Here is a 22,621-nt window from a genome sequence, read left to right as displayed (position 1 = left end):
GTCCGCGAACCCGGCGTCACGTCCACCGCCCGGTGCCGTACGTGTCGGGGGTCTCGCCCAGCAGCTCGCGCAGCGCCGTCCTGCGGACCTTGCCCGTGCCGGTGCGGGGGACCTGGTCCCAGGTGATCACCACCGGGTCGGCCAGCTCGGGCAGGTCGGCGACGGCCCGCCGCCACGCGTCGCGGTCGAGGCCGCCGTCCTCGGTGACCACGACCGGCAGGGACGGCCGTCCGGGAACGCCCAGGATCACGCACTCCAGCACTTCGGGCAGCCGGTCGTCGATCACGTCCTCCAGCTCCACGCAGCTCGCGCCGGGGATCGTGTCGGTCTCCCGGTCCACGAACCGCACCCGGCCGGTACGGCTGAGCGTCCCGACGTCCCCGGTGTGCCACCACCCTCCGAGCCGTTTGCCCTGCCACCGTTCCTGCTCGCCGACGTACCCGAGGCACAGGGCCTTGGTGCGGCAGACCACGAGCCCGCTCGCGCCGCGCGGCAGCGGACGCAACGTCTCGCGGTCCACCACCCGCAGCCGGGTCCGCGTGGGCACCGGACGTCCGAGGTCGCGCGTGGTGGGGTGGCGGCTGTCGCCGTCCGCCATGGACCGGCGGGTGAGCAGGCGGAAGGTCAGCGGCCCGGTCTCGCTCTGCCCCCAGCCCTGCATCCACACCGGCCGCCGGCGCCGGGTGGCGTTCAGGAAGGCGCGCACGGTGGGCGGGTGCACGGCGTCGAACGTGCTGATGTACAGGCGCACCCGCGCGAACGGGCCGGCCTCGCCGAGCGCGCGCCGCTGCCACCGCACGTACGTGGCCGGCAGCGCCTCCAGCGTCGTGGGCCGGTGCCGGGCCAGGAACGGGCCGGCCTCCTCCCAGCCGGGCGCGGAGACGGCCAGCACCTTGGCGGGGCCGAGCCACAACACGCTCGCGGTCCAGGCCAAGGCCCGCCCGTGGGCGAAGGAGATGGCGCTCGCCACGACGTCGTCGGGACGGCTGCCCAGCACCGGCCACCGGTGGGCCTCGAACCCGGCCAGGCGGCGCAGCAGCGTACGGGTGGAGTGCACGACGAGTTTGGGCACCCCGGTCGTCCCCGAGGTGTGCATGACGGCCAGCGGGTCGTCGAGGGCGGGCCGGTGCACCGGCGGCACGGCCCAGCCGCGGACGTCGTCCAGCGACAGCAGCCCCTTCGCCGTGCCGTCGAGGACCAGGGTGCGCGGCGCGTGGAAGGCCACGCCGGGCCGGGCGGCGAGGGCGGCGTCGGTGACGAGCAGCGCGGGCTCCAGCCGTTTGAGCAGGATCTCCAGCACGTCGGGCGGCAGGTCGGCGGACAGTGTGGCGGGCACCGCCCCGATGCGCGCGGCGGCGCAGGACAGCAGCACGTAGTCCCAGTGGTTGCGCTTGACGACGGCGACCCGGTCGCCCCGGCGCGCGCCGGCGGCGGCCAGCCAGCCGGCCGCCTCCCTGACCAGCTCGGCCAGGTCCGGCAGGCCGAGGTCGGCGCCCAGGTGGGGGGCGATGTCCAGGGGACGGCTCACGTGCACGCCGGTCCCGCGTCCGCGATCGGCGAGGTCGTCGAAAAGGGTGCCCAACTCGATGGGCCGGGTGAAGAAGGCCATCTGATTTCTCTCCATGCGCGTACGTCGTTGAAAAACGGGCGGACGGCGGGCAGGCGGCTACGACAGGCGGGCGAGCACCCGCGCGGCGGCCTGTTCCCCCGCCGCGACCGCGCCCTCGCTGCACGGCCGCAGGGCGACCCAGTCGCCGGCGTAGTCGACCGTCGCCCCGGGACGCCCCTCGAACGCCGCCCGCAGCGCCAGCGCCCGCGGCGTCGCCTCCGGCAGCCCGTGCGGGAAGCGGTGCACGTGGAAGCGGGCCACCCGGCCGGCCAGGCCGGGCACGAACCGCTCGGCGCGCCCGACGAGCTGGTCGGCGACCTTCTCGTCGCTCTCCCCCATGAGCGCGGCCGTGCCCTGCGGCGAGGTGATGAGCGAGATGAGCCCGGTACCGGCGGGGGCCCGGCCCGGGTGCTTGTGGTGGTCGACGGTGATCACGTTGAGCACGGGGTCCTCGGCCGCGGGCACGAGCGTGGCGAACCCGCGCCAGCCGGGCGCCGCCGGCCGGGACAGGACGAGGCTGAGCCGCAGCATGGGCGCGTACGTGCACGCCTCCAGGTACGCCCGCTCCTCCGGCGGGGCGCCGGGGTGCAGCCGGGCCGCCACGGGCGTGGGAACGGCCAGGACCGCCGCCCGCGCGCTCACGCTCCCCCGCGGCGACTCCAGCCGCACCCCTCCCGGGCACGGGACCACCCCTGTCACTTCGTGCCCGGTGACCACGTCGAGCCCGGCGGCGAGCACCCTGGCCAGGGTGTCCATGCCGTCTCGGTAGGTGTGCCAGGTGTTCGTGCTCCCCGAGCTCGTCAGGTGCTCGGCGAACACCGCGGCGGACGAACGCGCGGCGTCCCAGCCGAAGAACCCGGCGACCAGCGGCTCGACGAGAAACGCGCGCAGGTCGGGATGGTACTTCCCGACCAGGTCGGCGACGGTGGCCTCCGGGCCCGGACGGCCGCGGGCCAGGCGAAGACGCAGGCGTACCAGGTCGAGGCGGGCGCGCGGCGGCAGGCCCGCGCCGGTGAGCAGCCCGAGCGGGCGGCCGACGTGCGGGTGGACGCGCCCGTCGCGCCACACGCCGACGGCGTCGCGCACCCTCGGCACGGCCGCCGCGTCGAGGCCGACTGCCCTGATCAGCCGCCAGGTGGCCGGATAGCCGTCCGCGGACGGCAACATCTCGGCGCCGGTGTCGATCAGGCAGCCCCGCGCCCGCAGCGTGCGCATCCGCCCGCCCACCGCCTCGGCCGCCTCCAGGACGCGGACCGCGAGCCCGGCCCGGTCCAGCGCGTACGCCGCCGCCAGGCCGGCCGGCCCGGCGCCCACCACCGCGACGTCCACGTTCATGCCAGGACCAGGTTGGCCAGGATCAGCACGCCGACGGTGACGCGGTGGGTGCGGATCGCCACCCGCCGGGCCCGCAGCACGTCCCCGCGGACGAACCCGATCACCAGCTGGGTGACGCGGAGGGAGACCAGCGGCACGAGCACGCCCAGGAACCACCAGGGCGCGACCCCGGCGGCCACGGCCCACCCGACGACCAGGCTCTCGGCCGCGCTCACCGCGGTGACGAAGGCGGCGTTGACCCGCGGGGACGTGCGCGCCGCGACGGTGAACCGCCCGGCCTCCCGGTCGCCGCGGGCGTCGTTGGTGTTGGAGTACAGGCCGAAGATCATCGGCCCGAGCCCGAAGAGCACCGCCTGCACCGCCACGAACCCGCTCGCCTGCCCGGTCAGCAGCCCGTACGGCACCAGCACCCACCCCACGCCGAGCCCGACGAGGAACAGCTCCTGGAACCCCCGGTAGCTGAGCTTGAGCCCCCACGAGTACTGCACGGCCGCGACCACGCACGCCGCCGCCGTCACGACCACCCACGCGGGCCGGTGGGGAGCGGCGGCCACGACCGCGGCCCACAGCACGGCGCTGATCGCGGTGGCCGTCCAGGCGAAGCGCAGCGCCTGCCGCTCGGTGAGCGTGCCGGCGACCAGCGGTTTGCGGGCCAGTCTGCGCCGGGCGGCGTCGGAGGAGTAGTTGGCCGCGTCGCTGCCGTCGCGGTGGCCGGTGATGTCGTCGAACCCGACCATCGCGGCCACCACGGCCGCCTCGGCGATCAGCACGGACAGCAGCAGGCCGACGGCGTACGGCTGCCATCGCCCGGCCGGCGGCAGCAGCGACCACACCAGCGGCAGGCCCAGGTAGTAGTCGTAGATGTCGAGCTTGGCCAGCCGCGCGTAGGGGCCGAGGCCGCGGGTGACCACCTGGTCGGTCATGGGTTCTCCTGCGGGGAGCCGTGGGCGAACGCGCAGACCGCGTCGGCGATCCGTTCGACCTCGGCGTCGGCGAGCCGCGGGTGCAGCGGCAGCGACAGGTTGCGCCGGGCGGCGGACTCGGCCACCGGCCAGGACGCGCCGGGCGGCGCGAAGCGGGCGAAGGCCGGCTGGGCGGGCAGCGTGCGCGGGTAGTAGACGTGGGTGGCGATGTCGTGGGCGGCCAGGTGGGCCGCCAGCGCGTCCCGGTGCTCGGTGAGCACGGTGTAGACGTAGTGGAACCGCCCGTCCCCTCCGACGGGCGGTGCCACGATCCCGCGTTCCGCCAGGGGCTCGAAACGCCGGGAGTAGTAGGAGGCGATCTCGGCCCGGCGCGACAGGCGGTCGTCCAGGCCGGCGAGCCGGTGGAGCTGGAAGGCCGCCATCACCTCGTCGAAGCGGCTGTTGTGGCCGACGCGGCGGTGGTGGAAACGCCGGGCGCCGTCCTGGCCGTGGTTGCGCAGCATCCGTACGTGCGCCGCCAGGGCCGGGTCGTCGGTGATCACCACCCCGCCCTCCCCCGGCATGCCGAACGTCTTGACCTGCACGAACGAGTAGACGCCCGCGTCCCCCCACCGGCCGGCGGGCCGCCCGCCCAGCGTGCCGCCCTGGGCCAGCGCGGAGTCCTCGACCAGCCGCAGGCCGTGCCGGTCGGCCAGCTCGCGGAAGCGCGGCATGTCGGCCATCACGGAGAACATGTGGGCCGGCATCACCGCCTTGGTCCGCCCGGTGACCAGCGACTCGGCGGCGGCGGGGTCGGCGGTGAGCGTCACGGGGTCGACGTCGGCGAACACCGGCCGCGCCCCCGCGCCGACCACGGTGGCGGCCAGCGGGGCGCAGCCGAAGGCGGGCACCACGACCTCGTCGCCGGGGCCCACGTCCATGGCGGCCAGCACCAGCGTGAGCGCGGACGTGCCGCTGGAGCAGGCCACGACGTCGGCCGCGCCGAGCCGGTGGCGCAGCTCGCGTTCGAACCGGGCGGTGTGCTCGCCCAGGATGAACTTCTGGGCCTCGCCGGTGCCGACGGCGTAGACCGTGCGCAGCAGCGTCGCCCGGTCGGCCTCGAACAGGCCGGCGGCGAAGAACGGCACCCGGCTCATCCGCGCCGCCCTCGGTAGAAGCCCTCGATCTCGTCGCACACGCGGTCGGCCGCGGCGTCGGACAGGTCGGGGTAGAGCGGCAGGGCGAGCGCCCGCTCGCAGGCCGCCTCCGCCCTCGGGAAGTCGCCCCGGACGTGGCCGAGGTGGGCGAAGCAGGGCTGGAGGTGCAGCGGGACCGGGTAGTAGACCTCGGTGCCGATGCCCGCCGCGGCCAGGTGCGCCGCCAGGGCGTCGCGGGACTCGACCTCGACGAGGTAGACGTAGCAGACGCGGTTGCCGCCCGGGTGCGGCGGCGCCGCGCCCGGCACGGCCAGCACGCCGGGCACGTCGCGCAGCCGCGCGTCGTAACGGGTGGCCAGCTCGGACCTGCGGGCGATGTCGGCGTCGAGCCGGGCGAGCTTGGCCAGCAGGACGGCGGCCTGGAGGTCGTCCATCTTGCTGTTGCAGCCGGGCAGGATCGTGGGGTTGGCGATGCCGGGGAAGTGGTCGAGGGTGCGGCCGCCGCGGCCGTGGTGGCGCAGCGCCCGCGCGGTCTCGGCGATGCCGTCGTCGTCGGTGAGCAGCGCTCCGGCGTCGCCGATGGCCCCGAGGGTCTTGGACGGGAAGAACGACAGCACGCCGCCCGCGCCGACGAGCCCGGCGTGCGTGCCGTCGAGGCGCATGCCGATGGCCTCGGCGCTGTCCTCCAGCACGGTCAGGTCGCGCCGCCGGGCGACCTCGCACACGCCCCGCAGGTCGGCCAGGCGGTCGAACAGGTGCGCCGGCATGACCATCGTGGTGCGCGGCCCGGCCACGGCGTCGACGGAGGCCGGGTCGATGCCGTGGCCGTGCTCCTCGATGTCGGCGAAGACCGGCACGCCGCCGGCCAGCACGACGGAGCTGGCGGTCGCGATGAAGCTGTAGGCGGGCACCACGACCTGGTCGCCGGGCCGCAGGCCGGCCGCGCGCAGCAGCAGCACCAGCGCGTCGGTGCCGGAGTTGACGCCGACGACGTGCGCCGCGCCGGTCCACAGGGCGAGCCGGCGTTCGAGCTCGGCGACCTTCGCGCCGTGGGAGAACTTGCCGCGGTCCAGCACGTCGACGCACCCGGCGCGGATCTCCTTCCACAGCCGGTCGAACGTCGCCGCCTGGGAGAAGAAGGGGATGGGAGCGGCGGCGGCGCGGGGCGGCGATCCCCCGGGCGGGGAGAGTGTTTTCTCCAAGGTTCCCGTCCTGGTGCGATGGTGGCGGCGGGGCCGCCCGGGGATGCGGCCCGGACGGCCCCTTCTTCGGGCGGAGCCGCCCGGGGACAAGGCCCCCGGACGGCTCCCTCGGCGGAGCCGCCCCGGAGACAGCGGCTCTGGGCGACCCTTCGGCCTGCTCGGGCCTAGGTCACCTGCCGAGCAGAGGGATGTCGTTCTTGCCGAGGTGGTAGTCGCGGACGGCGGCGACCAGCTCGGAGACGGAGAGTCTGCCGGTGCCGTCGGTGTCCATCTGCCGGAAGGCCTCGGCGGCGACCGCGCCGTCGAGCCCGATGGCCGCGAACCACTTGGCCATCTCGGAGGAGTCGACCTCGCCGTCGCCGTCACGGTCGAGGACGTTGACGATGGCCTGGATGGTCGGGCCCACGACCTGGGCGAACCCGTCGTCGCCCCTGCTGATGATCTCGCGCTCGGCGGCCTGGAGGAACTGCGCCTGGTCGAGGCGCGACGCGCCCACCGCCCCCGCGAGGTGGTCGAACATCGCCAGGTACGCCTGCTTCAGCTGATGTGCCTGCGGCGTCCCCTGCACGCCCAGGCCCTCGATGATGCCGTCGGCCTCGTTCTCGAAGTCGGAGCGCTCGATCGCGCCGGAGCCGTCGTTGTCCCAGAGGCGGAAGCGCTCTTCCAGCCGGCTGGTCGTCTTGGTGCCCGCAGCCATTGTCTGTCCTTTCGTGACACGCGCCCGCCCGCCGTGGTGGGGATCATCGGGGGGAAGGACGCGACCTCTAGTGGGCTCGAAAACGAGTGGTTCCCACTACTGTGCGCAATCAACAGATTACCCTGAGTGACTGAAGGTAAACCAGAGGTCACGGAAAGTAATCGGAATCCCCAAGATCGGCTCTACAGCAGGGGCCAGCGGAAGACGCGGGCGCCGCCCTCCTCGGGCTCGTCCGGGAGGGCCTGGCTGAACACCAGCGGCTCGCCCGGCATGAGTCCCAGCTCCCGTCCGGTGACCGCGGGATCGCTGTGGATCAGCACGTTGTAGTGGTTGGGCAGGTGGCAGCCGTCGAAGCCGAGCAGCACCCCGACCCGGCGCCCGCCGATCCACACCTCGTCGCCCCGGTCCAGCACGCCGGCCGCGACGATCTCGGCGAAGCCCAGGAAGGCGACCCGGTCGATCCTGGCGCCCGCGTCGGTCTCGGTGTGGTCGGTGGCGACCAGCTCGTGCACCTCGCCGGCGCGCACGCACCGGCTGGCGTACGGTTCGAGCCGCATGCCGCGGTCCTGCCTGCGGTGCACCAGCACCTTCAGCAGGGTCCCGGTGACCGCGGTCTTGGGGCCGTCCTCGTCGGGGTTCACGCGGCACCCCGTCCCGCGCCGGCCTTCTCCAGGCGGTAGACGTCCTCGACGAAGCGCAGGGCGGGCAGGCCGCCCTCGCCGTCGGGCGTGCCGTAGCGCACCGAGCGTTCGAACGCGGCCAGCACGCCCTCGTACTCGTGCCACAGGGAGTTCTTGAAGCCGGAGTGGCCGGCCAGCATGTCGGCGTACAGGCTGCGGCCGTCGGCCAGGCGCACCTCCAGGTCCTTGCGCTCGCCCGGGTAGGACCAGTCGAGCAGGACGCGCGCGCGGGCCGCGCCGGCGCGCAGCTCGACGTCCGCCTGCCGGTCGGCCCCCGCGGCGTCCCGGTCGACGTGCGCGGAGACGACGTGCGCCGGGCCGAGCAGCAGGTCCACCAGGTCGTAGGCGTTGGGCCCGTTGTCGGCGACGCAGCCGCCGCCGCAGCGGCGCACGTCCAGGTACCAGGAGTCGTCGCCCGCGTGGTCCTCGATGCGTTCCAGGTAGCGCACGGTCAGCTCCTCGACGCGGGCGCTCGCGCACGCCGCGCGCAGCCGTCCGACGGCGGAGTTGTAGCGCCGGTGGAAGGCGGTGAACAACGGCACGCCCGAGCTCGCGGCCAGGTCCGTGAGCCGCCTGCCCTGCGCGGCGTCGAGGGCGAGCGGCTTCTCCACGCAGACCGGGATGCGCCGCTCCAGCGCGTCGGCGCAGACCCGGGCGTGCAGGTCGTTGGGGACGGTGACCACGACGGCGTCGGGCCGTTCCTCCTCCAGCAGCCGGACGTGGTCGCGGTAGCCGGGGACGCGGTGCCCCTCCAGGACGCGCGGATCGGTGTCGCACACCGCGGCCAGCCGCAGCCCGGACGAGCTGTGCAGGGCCGCCAGGTAGAACCGCGAGATCACGCCGAGCCCGATGACCGCGACGCGCAGCCGGGCGCTCACCGCGCCACCACCAGGGCGGGGGCGTCGAGTCCGGTGGCGGCGGCGAGGGCGGCCAGCTCGTCGTACAGGTCCGTGCCGAGCGGGACGCCCGAGCGCCGGTGTTCCTCGGCCCGGCGATGCTCGTGCCAGCCGGGATAGCTCACCGGTGAGACGGGGTCGGCGGGCGGGCAGCCGAGCAGCGCGCCGAACATCGTGGCCGCGTCGCCCTCCAGGCCCTCGCGCAACGCCCCGGGCGCGACGGCCAGGGCCAGGAAGCCGATGTCGTCGTCGCGCCCGCTCGGGCCGCCGTCGCCGTCGTGGGCGTCGGGGTGGGCGGCGAGACCCGCGCCGGACACCAGCGCGGCCAGCACCTCGACCGCCACCCCCAGCCCGAAGCCCTTGTACTGCCCGGCCTGGCCGCCCAGCCAGAGCAGGTGCGCCCGCCCCTCGTCGAACGCCGCCGCGTCGGTCACGGGAGCGCCGTCGTCGGCGGCCAGCACCCCTTCGGGCAGCTCCTCGCCGTGCCGCGCGGCCTGCCTGACCCGCCCGGTGGGCATGGCGGTGGTGCTCATGTCCAGCACGAACGGCGGATGCCCGCCCGCGGGGGCCGCGACGCTGATCGGGTTGGTGCCCAGCATCGCCACCGCGCCGCCGGGCGGCCTGGCGATGCGCTGGCGGCCGCAGTTGCTCGCGATGACGCCGATCATGCCGTACTCGACCGCGCGCAGCGCGTGGTGCCCGGCGCAGCCGAGATGGGTGCCCCCGCGTACGGAGACCAGGCCGACGCCGTACGTCGAGGCGCGGCCGGCGGCGATCTCCATGGCCAGGCCGGCGGCCCACAACCCCAGGGCGCGATCGGCGTCGAGCAGCACGGCCGCGCCCCGGTCGGCCAGCACCGACGGCTCGGCCAGCGGATCGACCCGCCCCTCGTCGAACAGCGGCAGGTAGAGCCGGGTCAGGTTGGCCAGGCCGTGCGAGGTCATGCCGACCAGGTCGCCGTAGCACAGCGCGGCGGCGGCCTCGCGGGCGCGTTCCGGGGCCAGGCCGCGGGTGGTGAACACGGCGGCGACGAAGTCCAGCAGGTCGTCGTGGCGCACCCGGACGGCGGCCCGCGCCGGCCGGGCGACTGCCGGGCCCGGCGGGTACGGCTGCGCGGGCGGTGCGTCCGTCGCGGGTGAGGCGGTGGGGTTCATGCTCCTCGTCCAATCCTGTCGTCGGTGAAGGCGATCATCAGCCGGGCCACGGCGGCGGCGAACCCGGCGAGTTCGGCGGCCCGCGCGAACTCCCCTTCGGCATGGGCGTTGTTGCCGGCCAGGTCGCCCGGCCCCAGGACGACCGTGCAGGCGCCCCCGACGCCCGCCATCCAGATGGCGTCGCAGGTGAAGGCCGGTTCTCCGGCGGGCCAGGGCGGGATCCCGGCCCGGTCGCGCAGGAGCGCGTGGCCCCACGCGTCGCGGTCGTCGAGCACCGGCAGGCCGCGTTTGCGCCACTCCAGCCGGGTGACCGCCCTGGCGTCGCGGGCGGTCCTGGCGAACAGGGCGGTGCCGCCGAAGGCCGCCGCGAAGGCCGCGAGCCCGTCGTCCAGGGCGCGCGTGAGGTCCCGTTCCAGGCGGCGTCCGGTGGCGGGCGTGGCGTAGGGCAGGTTGAGCAGGAGGGAGCCGCGGCCGTACACCTGGTTGTGGCGGGTGCCGGTGTGCAGGCCCGCCACGCACACGGTGTCCGGGTCGAGCGCCCTGGCCAGGTGCTGGGCCAGGAAGCCGAGCAGGACCGTGGCGTTGTGCCCGGCGGCCGGGCGGTCGTCCACGGCGTGGTCGCCGTCCACCACGATCCGCGCGGTCGCGGCGGCCGTGCTGCGCGGCAGGAACCGTACGCCGGTGGGCTCGCAGAAGACGTTGAGCCGCCCGACGTAGCCGCGTTCGACGAGCGGGCGGGTGCCGAGCACGCCCATGGCCCCGCCCTCCTCGCCCGCCACGGCCTGGATCAGCACCCCGACCTCGCGCCCGATGGCCGGACGGCACGCGCGCGCCGCCCGCAGCCCGGCCAGCAGCGCGACGGCCGGGCCCTTGGCGTCGATCGCGCCGCGGCCGTGGAAGCGCTCGCCGTCGAAGCCGGCCGGTCCGCCGCCGGCGACCGTGTCGAGATGCACGTTGAACATCACCGTGCGGGACGCCGGGAGGCCGGGGCCCAGCCGCAGCACCAGACTGGGCTGGCCGTCCAGGAAGCCGGGCAGGCCGAGGGCCTCGCGCACGGGCGCGGGGACGTCGGCGCGGTCCAGCTCGGCCGGGCGCACCGAGGTGTGCCGCACGGTGCGGAAGCCGAGCGCCGCGGCGGCCCGCGCGTACTGCTCCTGGGCCTCGCGCAGCCGCGGCGGCGGCCCGGCCGGTCCGGTCTCCAGCGGGCCGGCCGTGGGCAGCCGCAGCAGCCTCAGCAGCAGGTCGCGCTCCGCCGCGTCGAGAGGCACGGCGTCAACGTCCATCGACCTGCCCCACCAGCCGTTCCAGCGCCCGCCCGTACCGGACGAACGCGGCCCGGTCACCGGCGCCCGGGTCGTCGAGGTGGGGGCGCAGCCGCAGGTGCGGCTCGATGGACAGGGCGCCGGCGTAGCCGTGGGCGGACAGCAGGCGCAGGCACTCGGCGACGCCCGCCCGCCCCTCGCCGGGCAGCACGTAGACGACCTCGCCGCCGGGGCCGGTGACGGCGTCCTTGACGTGGACGTGCGCGACGTACGGGACGACCTCGCGCAGCATCGGGGCCGCCGGGTAGCCGTGGGCGACGCCGTTGCCGATGTCGAACAGCAGCCGCAGCGCCGGGCTGCCGATCCCGGTGACCAGGTCCAGCATGCGGTCGGCGCGGTCGCCCGCCCAGCCGGCGCAGTTCTCGTGGACCAGCAGCAGCCCGGCGTCCTCGGCCCGGCGGGCCAGCTCGCGCAGCCGGTCGCGGACCCTCCGCCCCCACTCGGGCTCGGGCAGGCCGCCCGAGGGGAAGGACATGATCCGCACCAGCCGCGTGCCCAGCACCGGGCAGCGGCGGGCCAGCACGTCGAGCTCGGCCAGGTCGAGCGCGAAGTCGCCGGTCACCGGCCGCGACCAGTCGCCGATCTTCGAGGCGACCGCGACGACCTCGGCCCGCGCCTCGCGCAACCGCCGCGCCGCGCGCCGGAACGCCTGCTCGCCGAGCGCGGCGACCGGCACGCCGTCGACCGTGCGCAGCTCCAGCCGGTTCCAGCCCAGCTCCCCCACGGCGGCGAGCTGGCCGTCGAGGTCGGGGGCGGCCTCGTCGCCGATGCCGGCCAGCTCAGGAGGTGGTGCCGGCACGCGGCGCCCCCTCACGCCCCGGCTCGTGCGCCGCGCACAGGTGCTTGGCCTCGGTGAGCAGTCGCACGGCGTCGACCTGGACGGGCAGCGCGCCGGGCGAGCGGCGGGCGCGGGCGTAGCGGCGGTAGGCGGCCAGCAGGAAGGCGGGCAGGGCGTCGTCGGTGAACACCGTACGCCGTTCGCCCTCGGCCGTGGCCACCCTGAGCTGGGCGGTGTGGTCGGCGTCGCTGCACGGGTAGTGGCCGGTGAGCGTGCCGTGGTCGAAGTGCAGGGTGATGCGGCGCTCCCGTACGGGCGAGGTCAGGTCGGAGTCGATCTCCGTGCGCACGCCCGAGTAGTGGTCGAGCCGCAGCCTGGCCCGTCCGAGCCGGGGCAGCCGCAGCCGTTCGGTGACCATGTCCTCCCAGGACGCCGCCGAGATCCGGCCGCCGCCGGCCAGGCTGAGCACCACGGCGAGCGCGTGCGGCATCTCGATGTCGAAGGCCGTGGTGGCGTCGGGACGCGCCGCGCTGCGGGTGAACCTGGGCTTGTTCTGCACCACCCGGATCTGCCGCAGGGGGCCGAACTCCTCGGCGCGCATCGCCGCCCGCAGCCGGCCGGTGAGCGTGCTGTCGAGCCAGTGGGTGGCGACCGTGAGGTCGAGGCCCCAGCGCCGGCGCACCCGGGCCACGGCGGCCAGCCCGACCAGGTCGAGCGCGAGCGGCTTCTCCACGATGAACTTGCGGTAGCCGAGCGGCGCCAGCCGGGCCAGCATCCCGGCCCTGACGTGCGGCGGGGTGCACAGGTGCACGACGGTCCGGTCGGGCGGCGCGAGCGCGGCGGCCTCCTCGGGCGACCCGGCCGTCACCGTTCCCCGCACGCCGCCGGGCGGCAGCAGGGGGTCGAGGACGACGACCGGGTCGGGCGCCAGCAGCCCGGGGGCCGCCTCGCGCACCTTGGCCAGGGACGGCAGATGCAGCCCTGCGCCGGATCTGCCCATCCCGACGATGAATGCGTGCAACATGCTGGCGAGCGCCTCTACTCCGTCGCGTACTCGGCTTTCCGGCCCGTACTTTTCCCGCCGGAAGGACGACCTCATTGGCGCTGCCATTGTCGAATAACTTACCGTGACATGTCAATTACTTTAAGTTACGAGACGGCCCCCGACCAGGAGGGTCTGCTACCGGGCCATGAGCTCGCGGAGCGCCCGGGCGATCTCGGCGGGAGACTCCTCGGCCATGAAATGTCCGGACGTGACCGTGTCGTGCCGCAGATCGGGCGCCCAGGCCCGCCACAGCGCCGCGGCGTCGTAACCGAGGGCGGCGCCCCAGTCCTGCTGGAGCACGGTCACCGGCATGCCCAGCCGGTTGCCCGCGGCCAGGTCGGCGCGGTCGTGCTCGACGTCGATCCCGGCCGAGGCGCGGCAGTCCGCCACGATCGACGGCACGGCGGCCCGGCAGGCGTCCAGGTAGGCGGCCCGGACCTCGGCCGGGATGGCCGCCGGGTCGTTGATCCACAGGTCGAGGAAGTGGCCGAAGAAGGCGTCCGGGCTCGCGCCGATGAGCTGCTCGGGCAGGCCGGGCGGCTGGGCCATGAGGTAGAGGTGGAAGCCGACGGCGGCGGTGACGCCGCGCATGACGTCCCACATGTCGAGGGTCGGCAGCACGTCGAGGCAGGCCAGGTGGGTGATCGCCGCCGGGTGGTCGAGGCCGGCGCGGAAGGCGACCAGCGCGCCGCGGTCGTGCCCGGCCAGGGCGAAGCGCTCGTGGCCGAGCGCCGCGGCCAGGGCCACCACGTCGGCGGCCATGGTCCGCTTGGAGTAGACGTCCGGGCCGGTCTCGGCCGGCTTGTCGCTGGCGCCGTAACCGCGCAGGTCGGGGCAGATGACGGTGTGGTCCGCGGCCAGGTCGGCGGCGACGTGCCGCCACATCAGATGGGTCTGCGGGAAGCCGTGCAGCAGCACGATGGGGCTGCCCGAGCCGCCGACGGCCGCGTGCAGCGTGACGCCGTCGGCGACGGGGACGCGGCGGTGCTCGAAACCGGGGATGGTGGTCATGAGGTGCCCTCCTTCGATGGGTGACCGGGTCGATTACCAGCGTGCCGGGGGCGGATGAGCATCCGGTGAGCAAGGGAGGATGGGGAGCGTGTTCGGGGTGCTGGGGCCGGTGGCGGCCTGGGACGACGAGGGTGAGCCGATCCCGCTGAAGGGGCCGCGGCACCGCGCCGTGCTGGCCCGTCTGATCGTCGCCCGGCGCCGGGTCGTCCCGGTGACGCGGCTGGTGGCGGACCTGTGGGACGATCCGCCGCCGGACGCGGTGGGCGCGGTGCGCACGTTCGTGGCCGCCCTGCGCCGGGCGCTGGAGCCCGCGCGTCCGCCGCGCGCCCCCGCCCGGCTGCTGGTCACCGAGGGTCCGGGGTACGCCCTGCGCGCCGCGCCCGACGCCGTCGACGCCTGGCGCTTCGAACAGGCCGTGACCGCCGGCCCGCCGGAACCGGCCCGGCTGACGGAGGCGCTCGGCTGGTGGCGCGGCCCGGCCTACGCCGAGTTCGCCGACGAGCACTGGGCACGCGCCGAACGTGCCCGCCTGACCGAGCTGCGGCTGCACGCCGTCGAACGCCGGGCCGAGGCGCAACTGGCGCTCGGCCGGGCCGCCGAAACCGTCGCCGACCTGGACTCGCACGTCGCCGAGCACCCCTGGCGGGAGGACGCCTGGCGGCTGCTCGCCCTCGCCCTCTACCGCACCGGACGCCAGGGGGACGCGCTGGCGGTGCTGCGCCGGGCGCGCACGCTGCTGGCCGAGCACCTCGGCGTGGACCCCGGGCCCCGGCTGCGCCGCCTGGAGTCGGACATCCTGCACCAGGACCGCGGCCTGGCCGCCCCCGCCGACGCCACGGCCCGGGTGTGGGCGCAGGCGGCCGAGGCGTACGACCGCACGGTGGGGGCCGGGGCCCGGGCGCGGCTGGAGTCGACGGTCGGCCTGCTGCGCAACCTCGCGGTGACCGGGGGCGGCGGCCTGGAGGCGGCGCGCGGCCACCGTACGGCGGCCATCGCGGCGGCCGAGGAGCTGGGCGACCCTGAGCTGACCGCCCGGGTGATCGGCGCCTACGACGTCCCGGCGGTCTGGACCCGGTCGGACGACCCCGAGCAGGCGGCCCAGGTCGTCGCCGCGGCGGAACGGGCCCTGGGCGGTCTGCCGCCCGGCGCGTCCGCGGCGGCGCGGGCGCGGCTGCTGGCCACGATCGCCGTCGAGTCGCGCGGCGTCCGGTCGGCCCGCGGCCCGCTGGCCGCCGCCGAGGCCGAGCGCATCGCCCGCCACCTCGACGACCCGGCGCTGCTGGCGTTCGCCCTCAACGGGGTGTTCATGCAGGCGTTCGAGCGGGCGGGGCTGGCCTCCTACCGGGCCCGGATCGGGGCCGAGCTGGTCGCGTTGTCGTCGCGGCACGGGCTGGTCACGTTCGAGGTGCTGGGGCATCTCGTGCGCGTGCAGGCGCTGGGGGCGCTCGGCGACTTCGGGGCCGCCGACCGGCACGCGGCCGCCGCCGACCGGCTGGCGGAACGGAACGAGCTGCCGCTGGTCAGCGTGTTCACCGACTGGTACCGGGTGTTGCGGAAGGCGGCCGGCGGGCGGGTGCCGGCGGCCGAGGAGGAGGCGGCCTACCGGGCGGCCGCGGCCCGGCTGGACGACGTCGGCATGCCGGGGTTGCGGCGGGGGCTGCTGCCGCTCGCGCTGCTGTCCGTACGGGTGCGGCACGGCCTGCCGGTCCTGGGCGAGGCCGATCGGGGCGACGTGGAGTGGGAGCCGTACGAGCCGTGGGTGCGGCCGCTCGTCCTGCTGGCGGAGGGGCGCGGCGCGCAGGCCGCCGAGGCGGTCGGCCGGATCCCGGAGCCGCCCCCTGACCTGCTGCTGGAGGCCATGTGGTGCCTGGTCGCGAGAGCCGCCGTCGCGGTCGGCGACCGACGGGCGGCGGACCGGGCCCGCCGGGCGCTGGCCCCGGCCGCGGCGGAGCTGGCCGGGGCGGGCAGCGGCCTGATCACGCTGGGCCCGGTCGCCGGGTTCCTCGCCGAGCTGGGGGCTTAACCCATGGCCGCCGGACTGTCGGTGGCGGGCTGTTGGATGGCGGGCATGACCACGCACGCGGACAGACGCGGAATGTTCTGGGACATGGTCGCCGGCAGGGTTCCGCCGCCGCCGGCGGCGGCGCTGCTCGGCTGGGAGCTCGTCGAGGTCGATCCGGAGGCGGGCACGATCGAGGTGGCGTTCCGGGCGGGCGAGCAGTTCGCCAATCCGGTCGGCGTGGTCCAGGGCGGCTTCCTGGCCGCGATGCTCGACGACACGCTGGGTCCCGCGCTGGTGGCCACGCTGCCGGAGGACCAGTTCGCGCCGACCCTCGACCTCCATGTGCAGTTCCTGCGTCCGGCGCGGCCCGGGCGGCTCGTCGGGCGGGGGCGCGTGGTCAGGCGCGGCAGAGACGTCTGCTTCCTCGCCGGCGAGCTCCTCGGCCCGGGCGGCGAGGTCGTGGCCACGGCGACCGCGACCGTCGTGGTCCGCACGATGGGCCGGCCCTGATCCGGCGCGAGGCCGGGGCCACCCCTGCGTGAGGCGGCCCCGGCGGTGTGCCGCGCGGTTACGGCAGGGCGTCGATGACGGCGTCGCGCCAGTCGTAGTTCATCCAGTCGTAGTTGGCCCACATGCCGCCGGTGACGGCGGCGAGCTCGTTGTCATCGAGCTCGCGGGCGCCGGTCTCGAAGTCGTTCATCTGGGAACGTCCCCCTCTTGTCGTGGTGAATGTCGCGCACTCACGGTCGCAGGAGGCGCTTGGGAACGTCTTGGCGATCACTAGGAGCGGGCGGGGTGCCCGCTTGCGCGTCACTGAACGAGCGACCAGGTGACGACGCAGACCGCGAGAGCGATGCCGGCGGTGACGAACCGGACGGCGCGCGGCAGGTGCGGCATGGTCGTCCAGGCCGCCGCGGGGAAGGCGATCACGCCGCTGAGGAGGATGAGGTAGAACCCGATGACGAAGTCGGCCGGCACGAGCAGCAGCGCCACCTGCCAGATGGCCACCAGGTACAGCGCGGCCATCAGGGTCGCCTGCCACGCCGGGCGTACGCGGAGCAGGTGCAGCAACGGCCAGGCGGCGACCAGCGCGACCCACCGGCCGTACTCCCAGGTCAGGAAGAGGTAGCCGATGCAGCCGGTGTACTCGCCGCAGTAGCGCGCCCCCAACGAGGGGATGAGGTCCGGCGTCAGGGCGGCCCATGCGAGGAGGGCGACGGTGAGGACGATCCCCGCCGCGCCGGCCAGGACCAGCCTTCTGGCCACGTACTGCGCGGAGGGTGCGATGACCAGGGGGCGATCATCCTTGCATCGTGACACCCGGGCGCGGCGCTGTCGACGGGTGCGGCGGGTGGGTCAGGGGAGGTGCCACTCCAGTCGGCCGGCGGCCGCCTCGGGCTTCCAGTGGCCGACGGTTCCGCCGGTCTCCAGGGCGTCGGCGGTCGCCTTCAGCAGGGCGTGGTAGGAGCGGATGCGGATCCCGCCGGGGGTGAAGCTCATGCTGTCCTCGTGGTCGGTCTCGCCGACGTCGCGGCGTACCGAGTCGACCACCAGGCTGTTGCCCCCGCCGTCGGAGCCGACGGGGATCATGCGTCCGTCCCACCATTCGGTGCGGGGGTCGTCCGAGTCGTCGGTGGCGTCGATCTCGCACAGGGTGCGCCAGTGGTCGCGGATCTGGCGGATGGTCATGTTCACGTTGTCCAGGAAGCCGAAGGGCCAGGTGCCCTCGATGACGGCGGAGCCGTTGTGGCGCAGCAGCGAGGCCCGCAGGTCGTCGGGGAAGGACAGGCCCGTCTGGGCCTCGGCGACCGCGATGGTCCTCGCCCTTCCCGGCCCGCCCAGCGTGCGGTAGCTCTTGGGGGCGTTGGCCTTGAGCCAGGTCTCGATCCGCCGCCACTGCCGGTTCACCGCGCGGGTGACCTTGGGGTTGATCGCGCGCACGTGCGGCTCGGCCGGCCGTGGACGGCAGTCGGCGTCGACGGCCTCCTGGGCGGGAGGCGGTTCCTGGGACTCGGCGCGCTGCTGGTCGGCCGGTTCGAGGGCCGGGGACCACTCGCGGTCCGGCTCCGCGCCGGAATCCACCTGCCACTGCGGTTCCGTGGCGCAGCCGACGCCGGCGTCCGCGTACACCTGGGCGCAGGGCAGGTGCTCGGCCTCGGTCGCGACGTCTCCTCCCTTGGAGAACACCGCCGACTCCAGGACCTGCGCGCCCCCGGCCAGCAGGACGACCGCCGATGCCACCACGGCCCAGCGGTTCAGCCGCCGCCGGGTGGGGCCGTCGAGGGGCTGCCGATCCGCGAGGAAGGCGGCGACGGCGGGGTGGTCGAAGAAGCCGGCCGGCCTGGTGGCGTAGCGCTCGATGTCCGCCTTCGTCGGCGTGCCGAGGATCGGGACGGGCGGCCACGGCGGCGGGGCGTCCCGCTCGGGAGGCGGTCCTTGCGGAGCCGGACGCTCGCCGGGCAGAGCGGGATACGGCGTTCGCGAGCGGCGGACGAACACGACCGCCGCCACCGCCACGGCCGCCGCCGCGAGCGCCCACCACAAGCCCCGAGAGGTGATCATCCGCCGCACCTGCGGCACAGTACCGGAAGGCACCGACATGCCCGGAGAAATCACTCCAAATGGTTCGGCGCTGAGGACGCCGGGCGCGTCAGAGCCAGTGCCAGGTGACCCCGGCCTCCCGGGCGGCGCCGGTCAGCCACTCCTCGAAGGCGGCCGCGCCGGCGGCCTTCAGCGTGGCCGCGTCCGCCACGGCCTCCTGCCGTTCGACGACCTGGCCGGTCAGGAAGCCCTCTTCGTAGGGGACCGGACCGGCGGCGCCACCGGCCGGCACCTCCCGCAGCGGTACGGGCAGCTCGCCCGCCCACGTCCGGGCCCTGGTCAGCCGCAGGTCCCAGCAGCCGGCGAGCGGCCCGTCGAGCTCGGCCGCCTCGACCGGGTCGTCCGACAGCACCCAGGCCGCCCGTACCTGGGCGAACCAGTCACGATGGCGGTCGAGGTACGCCGGAGCCAGCTCGGCCCGCTTCCGGGCGCGGAACCGCTGGTCCTTGGCGGTCATGGTCATGTGGTCGTGGAACGCCTCGGCGCTCATGCCCATCCCGTCCAGCCACTCCATCATGGTGTCGTGGCCGAGCAGGCCGCGCCGCCTGCGGAACCCGTCCGCGGCGGCCTGGACGTCGGCCATGCCGACCTCCTCCTGCTGGGCGGCGTTGCGCAGCACGCAGAACCGGACCAGCTCCTCCTGCGGCGACATCCCGGGACGCGCCAGCGAACGCAGCATGAGCATCGCCTCGGACACCGACACGTGCGTCCCGTCCACGGTCAGCACGTAACCGGCGGCCCAGTGGGTAGAGTGGTCGACCAGCCAGGACGTGCCGTCCTCGGCCTGCACGCCGAGCATGATGGTGCCGCCCGACGGGTGGTCGAGCAGCAGGTCGTAGTCGACGACCGGCGAGCCGGGACGCGGGCTGGTCACCAGCTGGGCGCCGAGCCGCGGGTGCGCCTGGGCCCAGGCGGCGGCGGTGCGGCGGGCCTCCTCCACGGCCGAACGCCGGCGGGTCAACCCGTGCAGCAGGTTCACGCCGCTTTCGAGGGCCGGCCCGAGGGAGAGCTGAGTCATTGCGCGTCCGTTTCTCCGGCGGTCAGCCAGTCGGCGACGGCGTCGCTGATGGGCAGGCCGGTCAGGTCTTCGATCCAGGCCCACTGGCCGTTGGGGTTGATCTCCAGGAAGACGTACTCCCCGTCGGGGGTGAGGATGAGGTCGATCGCCCCGAAGGACAGGCCGAGCGCCGCGACCAGGTCGACGCAGGGGCGGGCGACGTCGTCCGGCAGGCGGTGCACGCTGTGGCGGGCGCGGGCGAAGTCGTAGTGACGCCAGTCGTCGCGGGTGCGCGGCGAGTCCTGGGAGGCGATCTCGGCGGTGAACACCTGCCGTCCGACCACGGTGACCCGCAGCTCCACCGCCTTGGGCACGTACGGCTGGAGGATGACCGGCTCGTGGACGATCCGCCCCCGGCCGCCGAGCGACCGCCGGGTGACCACGGTCGTGTAGACGGCGTGCGCGCCGCCGTCGATCTCGAACAGGGTGTGCTCCATCGCCTTGGCGATCAGCCGCCCGTCCGCGTGTTCGTAGGCGGGCACCAGCTCGGACGGGTCGTTGGTGATCACCGTCCGGGGCACGGCGAAGCCCAGCCGCCGGGCCAGGGCCAGATGGACCAGTTTGTTGTGCGCCCTGCGCAGCACCGGTTGGCGGGCCGGCAGCCAGCGCGCGTCCAGCAGGTCCCAGAAGCCGTCGGTGAACCACTCCGACAGCTCGCCCACCCGCGCCCGGAGGTCGTCCGCGGTGACGTCGTCCGCGGCGTGCGGGCGTCCGGGGCGCCGGGTCCAGACGGCCGTCGTGCCGGAGAGGTCGAAGACCTGCCCGTCCCTGGTCAGGACCAGTTCCTCACCGTCCGCGCCGAAGCGCGCGGTCAGCCGGGCGGCGGACGGGTACTCGCCCGGATCCCACCACAGGACGTCCGCGCCCCGGGCCTTCAGCTTGGGCAGCACCAGGTCGACGGTCGCGTCGCCGGGCTCGCTCAGAATCAGTAGCACGTGTCCCCCCAGCCGCGCGGGAGGAGAGCGGGCTCCCCTCCCACGCGACCGCGAATCGTCTCTATCAGTAGTCGGAGACCCAGTCGGTGGGCGGGTTCCCGTTGGTGCCGTAGCAGCGCTGCATCGGCATGCCGCCCGCGACGAGGCCGAGGTCGGCCTCCTCGATCACCGCCAGTTCGTCACCCAGATCGTCCAGACTCACGATCTTCTTGCTCATGGTCGTAACCTCCCTTCACATCGAGCTGCGAGCCCCCCGGCTCGCGGACGTGCGGGCACGTCCTCAGCTCATGCGCCAAGCCCACCATCCGGAGATTGGAAGTGGCTTGGATGTGACTTGAGAGGCGGAAGTGACAGAAGTCCGGTTCAGCCGCGCGCGGCCAGCGCCACCCGGACGACCTCGCGGGCCAGCAGGCGGGCGGGGTCCACGACGGGGACCGGGACCGTGGCCGGGTCCAGGGCGAGCAGCACCTCCGTGCACGCGGCCACCACGCGCCGCGCCCCGCGCGCGGCCAGCGAACGGGCCTGCGCGGCCAGCGCGTCGGCGTGCTCCCGGCCGGCGCGGCCGCCCTTGACGGCGGCGATGGCGGCCATGACCTCGCGCTGGCCGGGCTCGTCCGGCTCGATCGGGGTCACGCCGTGCCGGCGCAGCGCGGGGCCGTACAGGTCGGCGCGGAGCGTGCCGGTGGTGGCCAGCAGCCCGGCGGCGCGCACGCCGTCGGCGGCGAGGGCGGCGGCGGTGACCTCGACGATGCTGACCAGCTCCAGCCCGGCCTCCTCGGCCAGGCGCGGCACGAACGCGTGCGCGGTGTTGCACGGCACCGCCAGCAGCTCACACCCGGCCCCTCTGAGCGCCCCGATGCCGCGCCGCAACTGCGGGGTCGGGTCCTCGCCCTGCCCGAGCAGGCTCGTCGACCGGTCGGGGACGCGGGGGTCGCCCCAGATGACGACCGGCACGTGCTCCTGGTCGCTGGTGGCGGCGGTCTCCTCCACGAGCTTGCCGTAGAAGTCGACGGTGGCGGCCGGGCCCATGCCGCCCAGCACGCCGACCATCCTGGCCAGGCCGAGCGAGGTCATCCGCGGGTCTCCCTTTCCGGTGGCTGCGCCTGACGGCGGTCGGGGCCCAGGATCCCGGTATAGGGTGTCCCGACCGCTGGAACGCGGCAATCGGACATAAAGGGAGGATCAGTGCAGGATTCCGGCGTGGAGCCGCCGTCGTTGCTGGCCGAGTCCGATCTTGAGCTCATCGACGCCCTGCAGATCAGCCCGCGGGCGAGCTGGGTGGAGGTGGGGGCGGCCGTCGGGGCCGACCCGGTGACGGCGGCGCGGCGCTGGCAGCGGCTCACGAGCACCGGCGAGGCGTGGACCACGGTCGCCCTCGGCCCCCGCCAGATGCACGCGCTGAGCATGGCGTTCCTGGAGATCGACTGCGCGGCCGGCGCGGCGGCCGAGGTCGCGGCGGCGCTGGCGCGGGAGCGCCATCTGATCACCGTCCAGCACGTCGCCGCCGGGCACGACCTGTTCGTGATCGCCGTGGCCCCGTCGATGCCGGCCCTGGCCGACCACGTGCTCACCGCGCTGCCCCGGGTGCCGGGCGTGGCCAAGGTCCGCACGCACGTCGCCACGCGGGTGTTCGAGGCGTCGTGCCGGTGGCGGCTGCGGGTGCTGCCGCCGCGCACCGCGGCCGCCCTGGCCAGGCGACCGGCCGCGCCGGAGTCGACCAGGGAGATGGACGAGATCGACCGGCGGCTGTTCACCGCCCTGCTGCCCGACGGCCGCGCGCCCTACGCCGAGCTGGCCAGGGCGGTGGGCACGTCCGAGCGCACAGTGCAGCGCCGGCTGACCAGGCTGGTGGCCACCGGCGACCTCGACTTCCGCTGCGACCTGGCACGTTCGCACGCGGGCTGGCACTCGGCCGCGCTGCTGTGGCTGCGCATGCCCGACGCGCTGCTGGAGGAGACCGGCCGGGCGCTGCTCGGCTGGCCGGAGACGCGTACCTGCGCGGCGCTCGCCGGGCCGCGGAACATGCTGCTGACGGTGGGCCTGCACGGCGTGGCCGACCTGCATCCGCTGGTGGTGCGGCTGGAGGAGCGCTTCCCGCACGTGACCGTGGCCGACCGGCAGATCGTGCTGCGCCAGTCGAAGCTGTACGGGCGGCTGCTCGACCCGTACGGCCGGTGCGCCGAGGTGGTGCCGGTGGATCCGTGGAGCCTGCCCCGGGCGGCCTGACCAGCGGATCCT

The 22,621-nt window shown here is 75.2% G+C and carries 23 protein-coding genes; 3 read left to right on the top strand and 20 right to left on the bottom strand.

All coding sequences use genetic code 11. The features are described from left to right. Nucleotides 1-16: 16 nt before the first annotated feature. The 13 genes from ACFYUV_RS35860 to ACFYUV_RS35800 all read right to left on the bottom strand — a co-directional run bounded on the left by ACFYUV_RS35860 (nt 17) and on the right by ACFYUV_RS35800 (nt 13,788). Entirely contained in the window at nt 17-1,624 is a 1,608-nt protein-coding gene (locus ACFYUV_RS35860) for a class I adenylate-forming enzyme family protein (RefSeq protein ID WP_387676807.1), read from the bottom strand. A 42-nt stretch (nt 1,625-1,666) separates the two neighbouring features. After that, nucleotides 1,667-2,944 (bottom strand): protoporphyrinogen/coproporphyrinogen oxidase, encoded by a 1,278-nt coding sequence (locus ACFYUV_RS35855; protein ID WP_387676804.1) that lies wholly within the window; start codon nt 2,942-2,944, stop codon nt 1,667-1,669. Then, on the bottom strand, nt 2,941-3,867 hold the full coding sequence (locus ACFYUV_RS35850) for a UbiA family prenyltransferase (RefSeq protein WP_387676801.1): 927 nt from the start codon (nt 3,865-3,867) through the stop codon (nt 2,941-2,943). Before ACFYUV_RS35850 ends, ACFYUV_RS35855 begins: the two co-directional genes overlap by 4 nt. Continuing rightward, nucleotides 3,864-5,003 carry a DegT/DnrJ/EryC1/StrS family aminotransferase gene (locus ACFYUV_RS35845; protein ID WP_387676798.1) on the bottom strand — a complete coding sequence of 380 codons (1,140 nt, stop codon included), beginning with the start codon at nt 5,001-5,003 and terminating at the stop codon, nt 3,864-3,866. Before ACFYUV_RS35845 ends, ACFYUV_RS35850 begins: the two co-directional genes overlap by 4 nt. Then, the gene (locus tag ACFYUV_RS35840; protein WP_358300924.1) at nt 5,000-6,205 is read right to left on the bottom strand and encodes a DegT/DnrJ/EryC1/StrS family aminotransferase; all 1,206 of its coding nucleotides are present in this window, start codon (nt 6,203-6,205) and stop codon (nt 5,000-5,002) included. Before ACFYUV_RS35840 ends, ACFYUV_RS35845 begins: the two co-directional genes overlap by 4 nt. A gap of 169 nt (nt 6,206-6,374) precedes the next feature. Then, nucleotides 6,375-6,902, bottom strand: a complete 528-nt coding sequence (locus ACFYUV_RS35835; protein WP_387676795.1) for an EF-hand domain-containing protein — start codon at nt 6,900-6,902, stop codon at nt 6,375-6,377. A 182-nt stretch (nt 6,903-7,084) separates the two neighbouring features. Further along, entirely contained in the window at nt 7,085-7,543 is a 459-nt protein-coding gene (locus ACFYUV_RS35830) for a DUF6917 domain-containing protein (RefSeq protein WP_387676792.1), read from the bottom strand. Continuing rightward, nucleotides 7,540-8,460, bottom strand: coding sequence for a Gfo/Idh/MocA family protein (locus ACFYUV_RS35825; RefSeq protein WP_387676790.1), 921 nt, complete (start codon nt 8,458-8,460; stop codon nt 7,540-7,542). The genes ACFYUV_RS35830 and ACFYUV_RS35825 overlap by 4 nt, the downstream gene beginning before the upstream one ends. Beyond that, nucleotides 8,457-9,632: an Ldh family oxidoreductase gene (locus tag ACFYUV_RS35820; protein ID WP_387676787.1), complete on the bottom strand. Its 1,176-nt coding sequence runs from the start codon at nt 9,630-9,632 to the stop codon at nt 8,457-8,459. Before ACFYUV_RS35820 ends, ACFYUV_RS35825 begins: the two co-directional genes overlap by 4 nt. Further along, nucleotides 9,629-10,915 (bottom strand): M20/M25/M40 family metallo-hydrolase, encoded by a 1,287-nt coding sequence (locus tag ACFYUV_RS35815; RefSeq protein WP_387676784.1) that lies wholly within the window; start codon nt 10,913-10,915, stop codon nt 9,629-9,631. Before ACFYUV_RS35815 ends, ACFYUV_RS35820 begins: the two co-directional genes overlap by 4 nt. Then, nucleotides 10,905-11,753, bottom strand: coding sequence for a sugar phosphate isomerase/epimerase family protein (locus ACFYUV_RS35810; RefSeq protein WP_387676781.1), 849 nt, complete (start codon nt 11,751-11,753; stop codon nt 10,905-10,907). The genes ACFYUV_RS35815 and ACFYUV_RS35810 overlap by 11 nt, the downstream gene beginning before the upstream one ends. Beyond that, nucleotides 11,734-12,756: an oxidoreductase gene (locus tag ACFYUV_RS35805; protein ID WP_387676778.1), complete on the bottom strand. Its 1,023-nt coding sequence runs from the start codon at nt 12,754-12,756 to the stop codon at nt 11,734-11,736. Before ACFYUV_RS35805 ends, ACFYUV_RS35810 begins: the two co-directional genes overlap by 20 nt. Nucleotides 12,757-12,912: 156 nt before the next feature. Further along, nucleotides 12,913-13,788: an alpha/beta fold hydrolase gene (locus tag ACFYUV_RS35800; protein ID WP_387676776.1), complete on the bottom strand. Its 876-nt coding sequence runs from the start codon at nt 13,786-13,788 to the stop codon at nt 12,913-12,915. Nucleotides 13,789-13,867: 79 nt separating this feature from the next. Here ACFYUV_RS35800 and ACFYUV_RS35795 point away from each other — a divergent pair, with 79 nt between their 5' ends. Both ACFYUV_RS35795 and ACFYUV_RS35790 read left to right on the top strand, forming a co-directional pair. Next, entirely contained in the window at nt 13,868-15,811 is a 1,944-nt protein-coding gene (locus ACFYUV_RS35795; RefSeq protein WP_387676774.1) for a BTAD domain-containing putative transcriptional regulator, read from the top strand. Between the two features lie 45 nt (nt 15,812-15,856). Next, a complete protein-coding gene (locus tag ACFYUV_RS35790) occupies nt 15,857-16,300 on the top strand; it encodes a PaaI family thioesterase (protein WP_387676771.1) in 444 nt (147 codons plus the stop codon). Nucleotides 16,301-16,358: 58 nt separating this feature from the next. Here ACFYUV_RS35790 and ACFYUV_RS35785 read toward each other — a convergent pair whose 3' ends face one another. The 7 genes from ACFYUV_RS35785 to ACFYUV_RS35755 all read right to left on the bottom strand — a co-directional run bounded on the left by ACFYUV_RS35785 (nt 16,359) and on the right by ACFYUV_RS35755 (nt 21,457). After that, on the bottom strand, nt 16,359-16,490 hold the full coding sequence (locus tag ACFYUV_RS35785) for a bacteriocin (RefSeq protein ID WP_352353089.1): 132 nt from the start codon (nt 16,488-16,490) through the stop codon (nt 16,359-16,361). A 110-nt stretch (nt 16,491-16,600) separates the two neighbouring features. Then, nucleotides 16,601-17,056, bottom strand: a complete 456-nt coding sequence (locus tag ACFYUV_RS35780; RefSeq protein ID WP_387676768.1) for a hypothetical protein — start codon at nt 17,054-17,056, stop codon at nt 16,601-16,603. Between the two features lie 90 nt (nt 17,057-17,146). Continuing rightward, entirely contained in the window at nt 17,147-18,352 is a 1,206-nt protein-coding gene (locus ACFYUV_RS35775) for an SMI1/KNR4 family protein (protein WP_387676766.1), read from the bottom strand. 88 nt (nt 18,353-18,440) lie between these two features. Then, the gene (locus ACFYUV_RS35770) at nt 18,441-19,409 is read right to left on the bottom strand and encodes a TIGR04500 family putative peptide maturation system protein (RefSeq protein WP_387676763.1); all 969 of its coding nucleotides are present in this window, start codon (nt 19,407-19,409) and stop codon (nt 18,441-18,443) included. Continuing rightward, nucleotides 19,406-20,383, bottom strand: a complete 978-nt coding sequence (locus tag ACFYUV_RS35765) for an MvdC/MvdD family ATP grasp protein (RefSeq protein WP_387676760.1) — start codon at nt 20,381-20,383, stop codon at nt 19,406-19,408. Before ACFYUV_RS35765 ends, ACFYUV_RS35770 begins: the two co-directional genes overlap by 4 nt. Nucleotides 20,384-20,447: 64 nt before the next feature. Next, entirely contained in the window at nt 20,448-20,600 is a 153-nt protein-coding gene (locus ACFYUV_RS35760) for a hypothetical protein (RefSeq protein ID WP_352322127.1), read from the bottom strand. Between the two features lie 146 nt (nt 20,601-20,746). Continuing rightward, nucleotides 20,747-21,457: an aspartate/glutamate racemase family protein gene (locus ACFYUV_RS35755; RefSeq protein ID WP_387676757.1), complete on the bottom strand. Its 711-nt coding sequence runs from the start codon at nt 21,455-21,457 to the stop codon at nt 20,747-20,749. A 111-nt stretch (nt 21,458-21,568) separates the two neighbouring features. On the opposite strand from ACFYUV_RS35755, the gene ACFYUV_RS35750 reads away from it, so the two are divergent. Then, entirely contained in the window at nt 21,569-22,609 is a 1,041-nt protein-coding gene (locus ACFYUV_RS35750) for an Lrp/AsnC family transcriptional regulator (RefSeq protein ID WP_387676754.1), read from the top strand. Nucleotides 22,610-22,621 lie beyond the last annotated feature (12 nt).

This window comes from Nonomuraea sp. NPDC003560 (assembly GCF_042878785.1).
Classification (GTDB): domain Bacteria; phylum Actinomycetota; class Actinomycetes; order Streptosporangiales; family Streptosporangiaceae; genus Nonomuraea.
This window is presented reverse-complemented; position numbering and strand designations above follow the sequence as displayed.

Coding starts and splice junctions, on each gene's coding strand:
- ACFYUV_RS35860 (WP_387676807.1), bottom strand. CDS start 1,624: ATGGAGAGAAATCAGATGGCCTTCTTCACCCGGCCCATCGAGTTGGGC.
- ACFYUV_RS35855 (WP_387676804.1), bottom strand. CDS start 2,944: ATGAACGTGGACGTCGCGGTGGTGGGCGCCGGGCCGGCCGGCCTGGCG.
- ACFYUV_RS35850 (WP_387676801.1), bottom strand. CDS start 3,867: ATGACCGACCAGGTGGTCACCCGCGGCCTCGGCCCCTACGCGCGGCTG.
- ACFYUV_RS35845 (WP_387676798.1), bottom strand. CDS start 5,003: ATGAGCCGGGTGCCGTTCTTCGCCGCCGGCCTGTTCGAGGCCGACCGG.
- ACFYUV_RS35835 (WP_387676795.1), bottom strand. CDS start 6,902: ATGGCTGCGGGCACCAAGACGACCAGCCGGCTGGAAGAGCGCTTCCGC.
- ACFYUV_RS35820 (WP_387676787.1), bottom strand. CDS start 9,632: ATGAACCCCACCGCCTCACCCGCGACGGACGCACCGCCCGCGCAGCCG.
- ACFYUV_RS35815 (WP_387676784.1), bottom strand. CDS start 10,915: ATGGACGTTGACGCCGTGCCTCTCGACGCGGCGGAGCGCGACCTGCTG.
- ACFYUV_RS35805 (WP_387676778.1), bottom strand. CDS start 12,756: ATGTTGCACGCATTCATCGTCGGGATGGGCAGATCCGGCGCAGGGCTG.
- ACFYUV_RS35800 (WP_387676776.1), bottom strand. CDS start 13,788: ATGACCACCATCCCCGGTTTCGAGCACCGCCGCGTCCCCGTCGCCGAC.
- ACFYUV_RS35795 (WP_387676774.1), top strand. CDS start 13,868: ATGGGGAGCGTGTTCGGGGTGCTGGGGCCGGTGGCGGCCTGGGACGAC.
- ACFYUV_RS35790 (WP_387676771.1), top strand. CDS start 15,857: ATGACCACGCACGCGGACAGACGCGGAATGTTCTGGGACATGGTCGCC.
- ACFYUV_RS35785 (WP_352353089.1), bottom strand. CDS start 16,490: ATGAACGACTTCGAGACCGGCGCCCGCGAGCTCGATGACAACGAGCTC.
- ACFYUV_RS35775 (WP_387676766.1), bottom strand. CDS start 18,352: ATGATCACCTCTCGGGGCTTGTGGTGGGCGCTCGCGGCGGCGGCCGTG.
- ACFYUV_RS35770 (WP_387676763.1), bottom strand. CDS start 19,409: ATGACTCAGCTCTCCCTCGGGCCGGCCCTCGAAAGCGGCGTGAACCTG.
- ACFYUV_RS35760 (WP_352322127.1), bottom strand. CDS start 20,600: ATGAGCAAGAAGATCGTGAGTCTGGACGATCTGGGTGACGAACTGGCG.
- ACFYUV_RS35755 (WP_387676757.1), bottom strand. CDS start 21,457: ATGACCTCGCTCGGCCTGGCCAGGATGGTCGGCGTGCTGGGCGGCATG.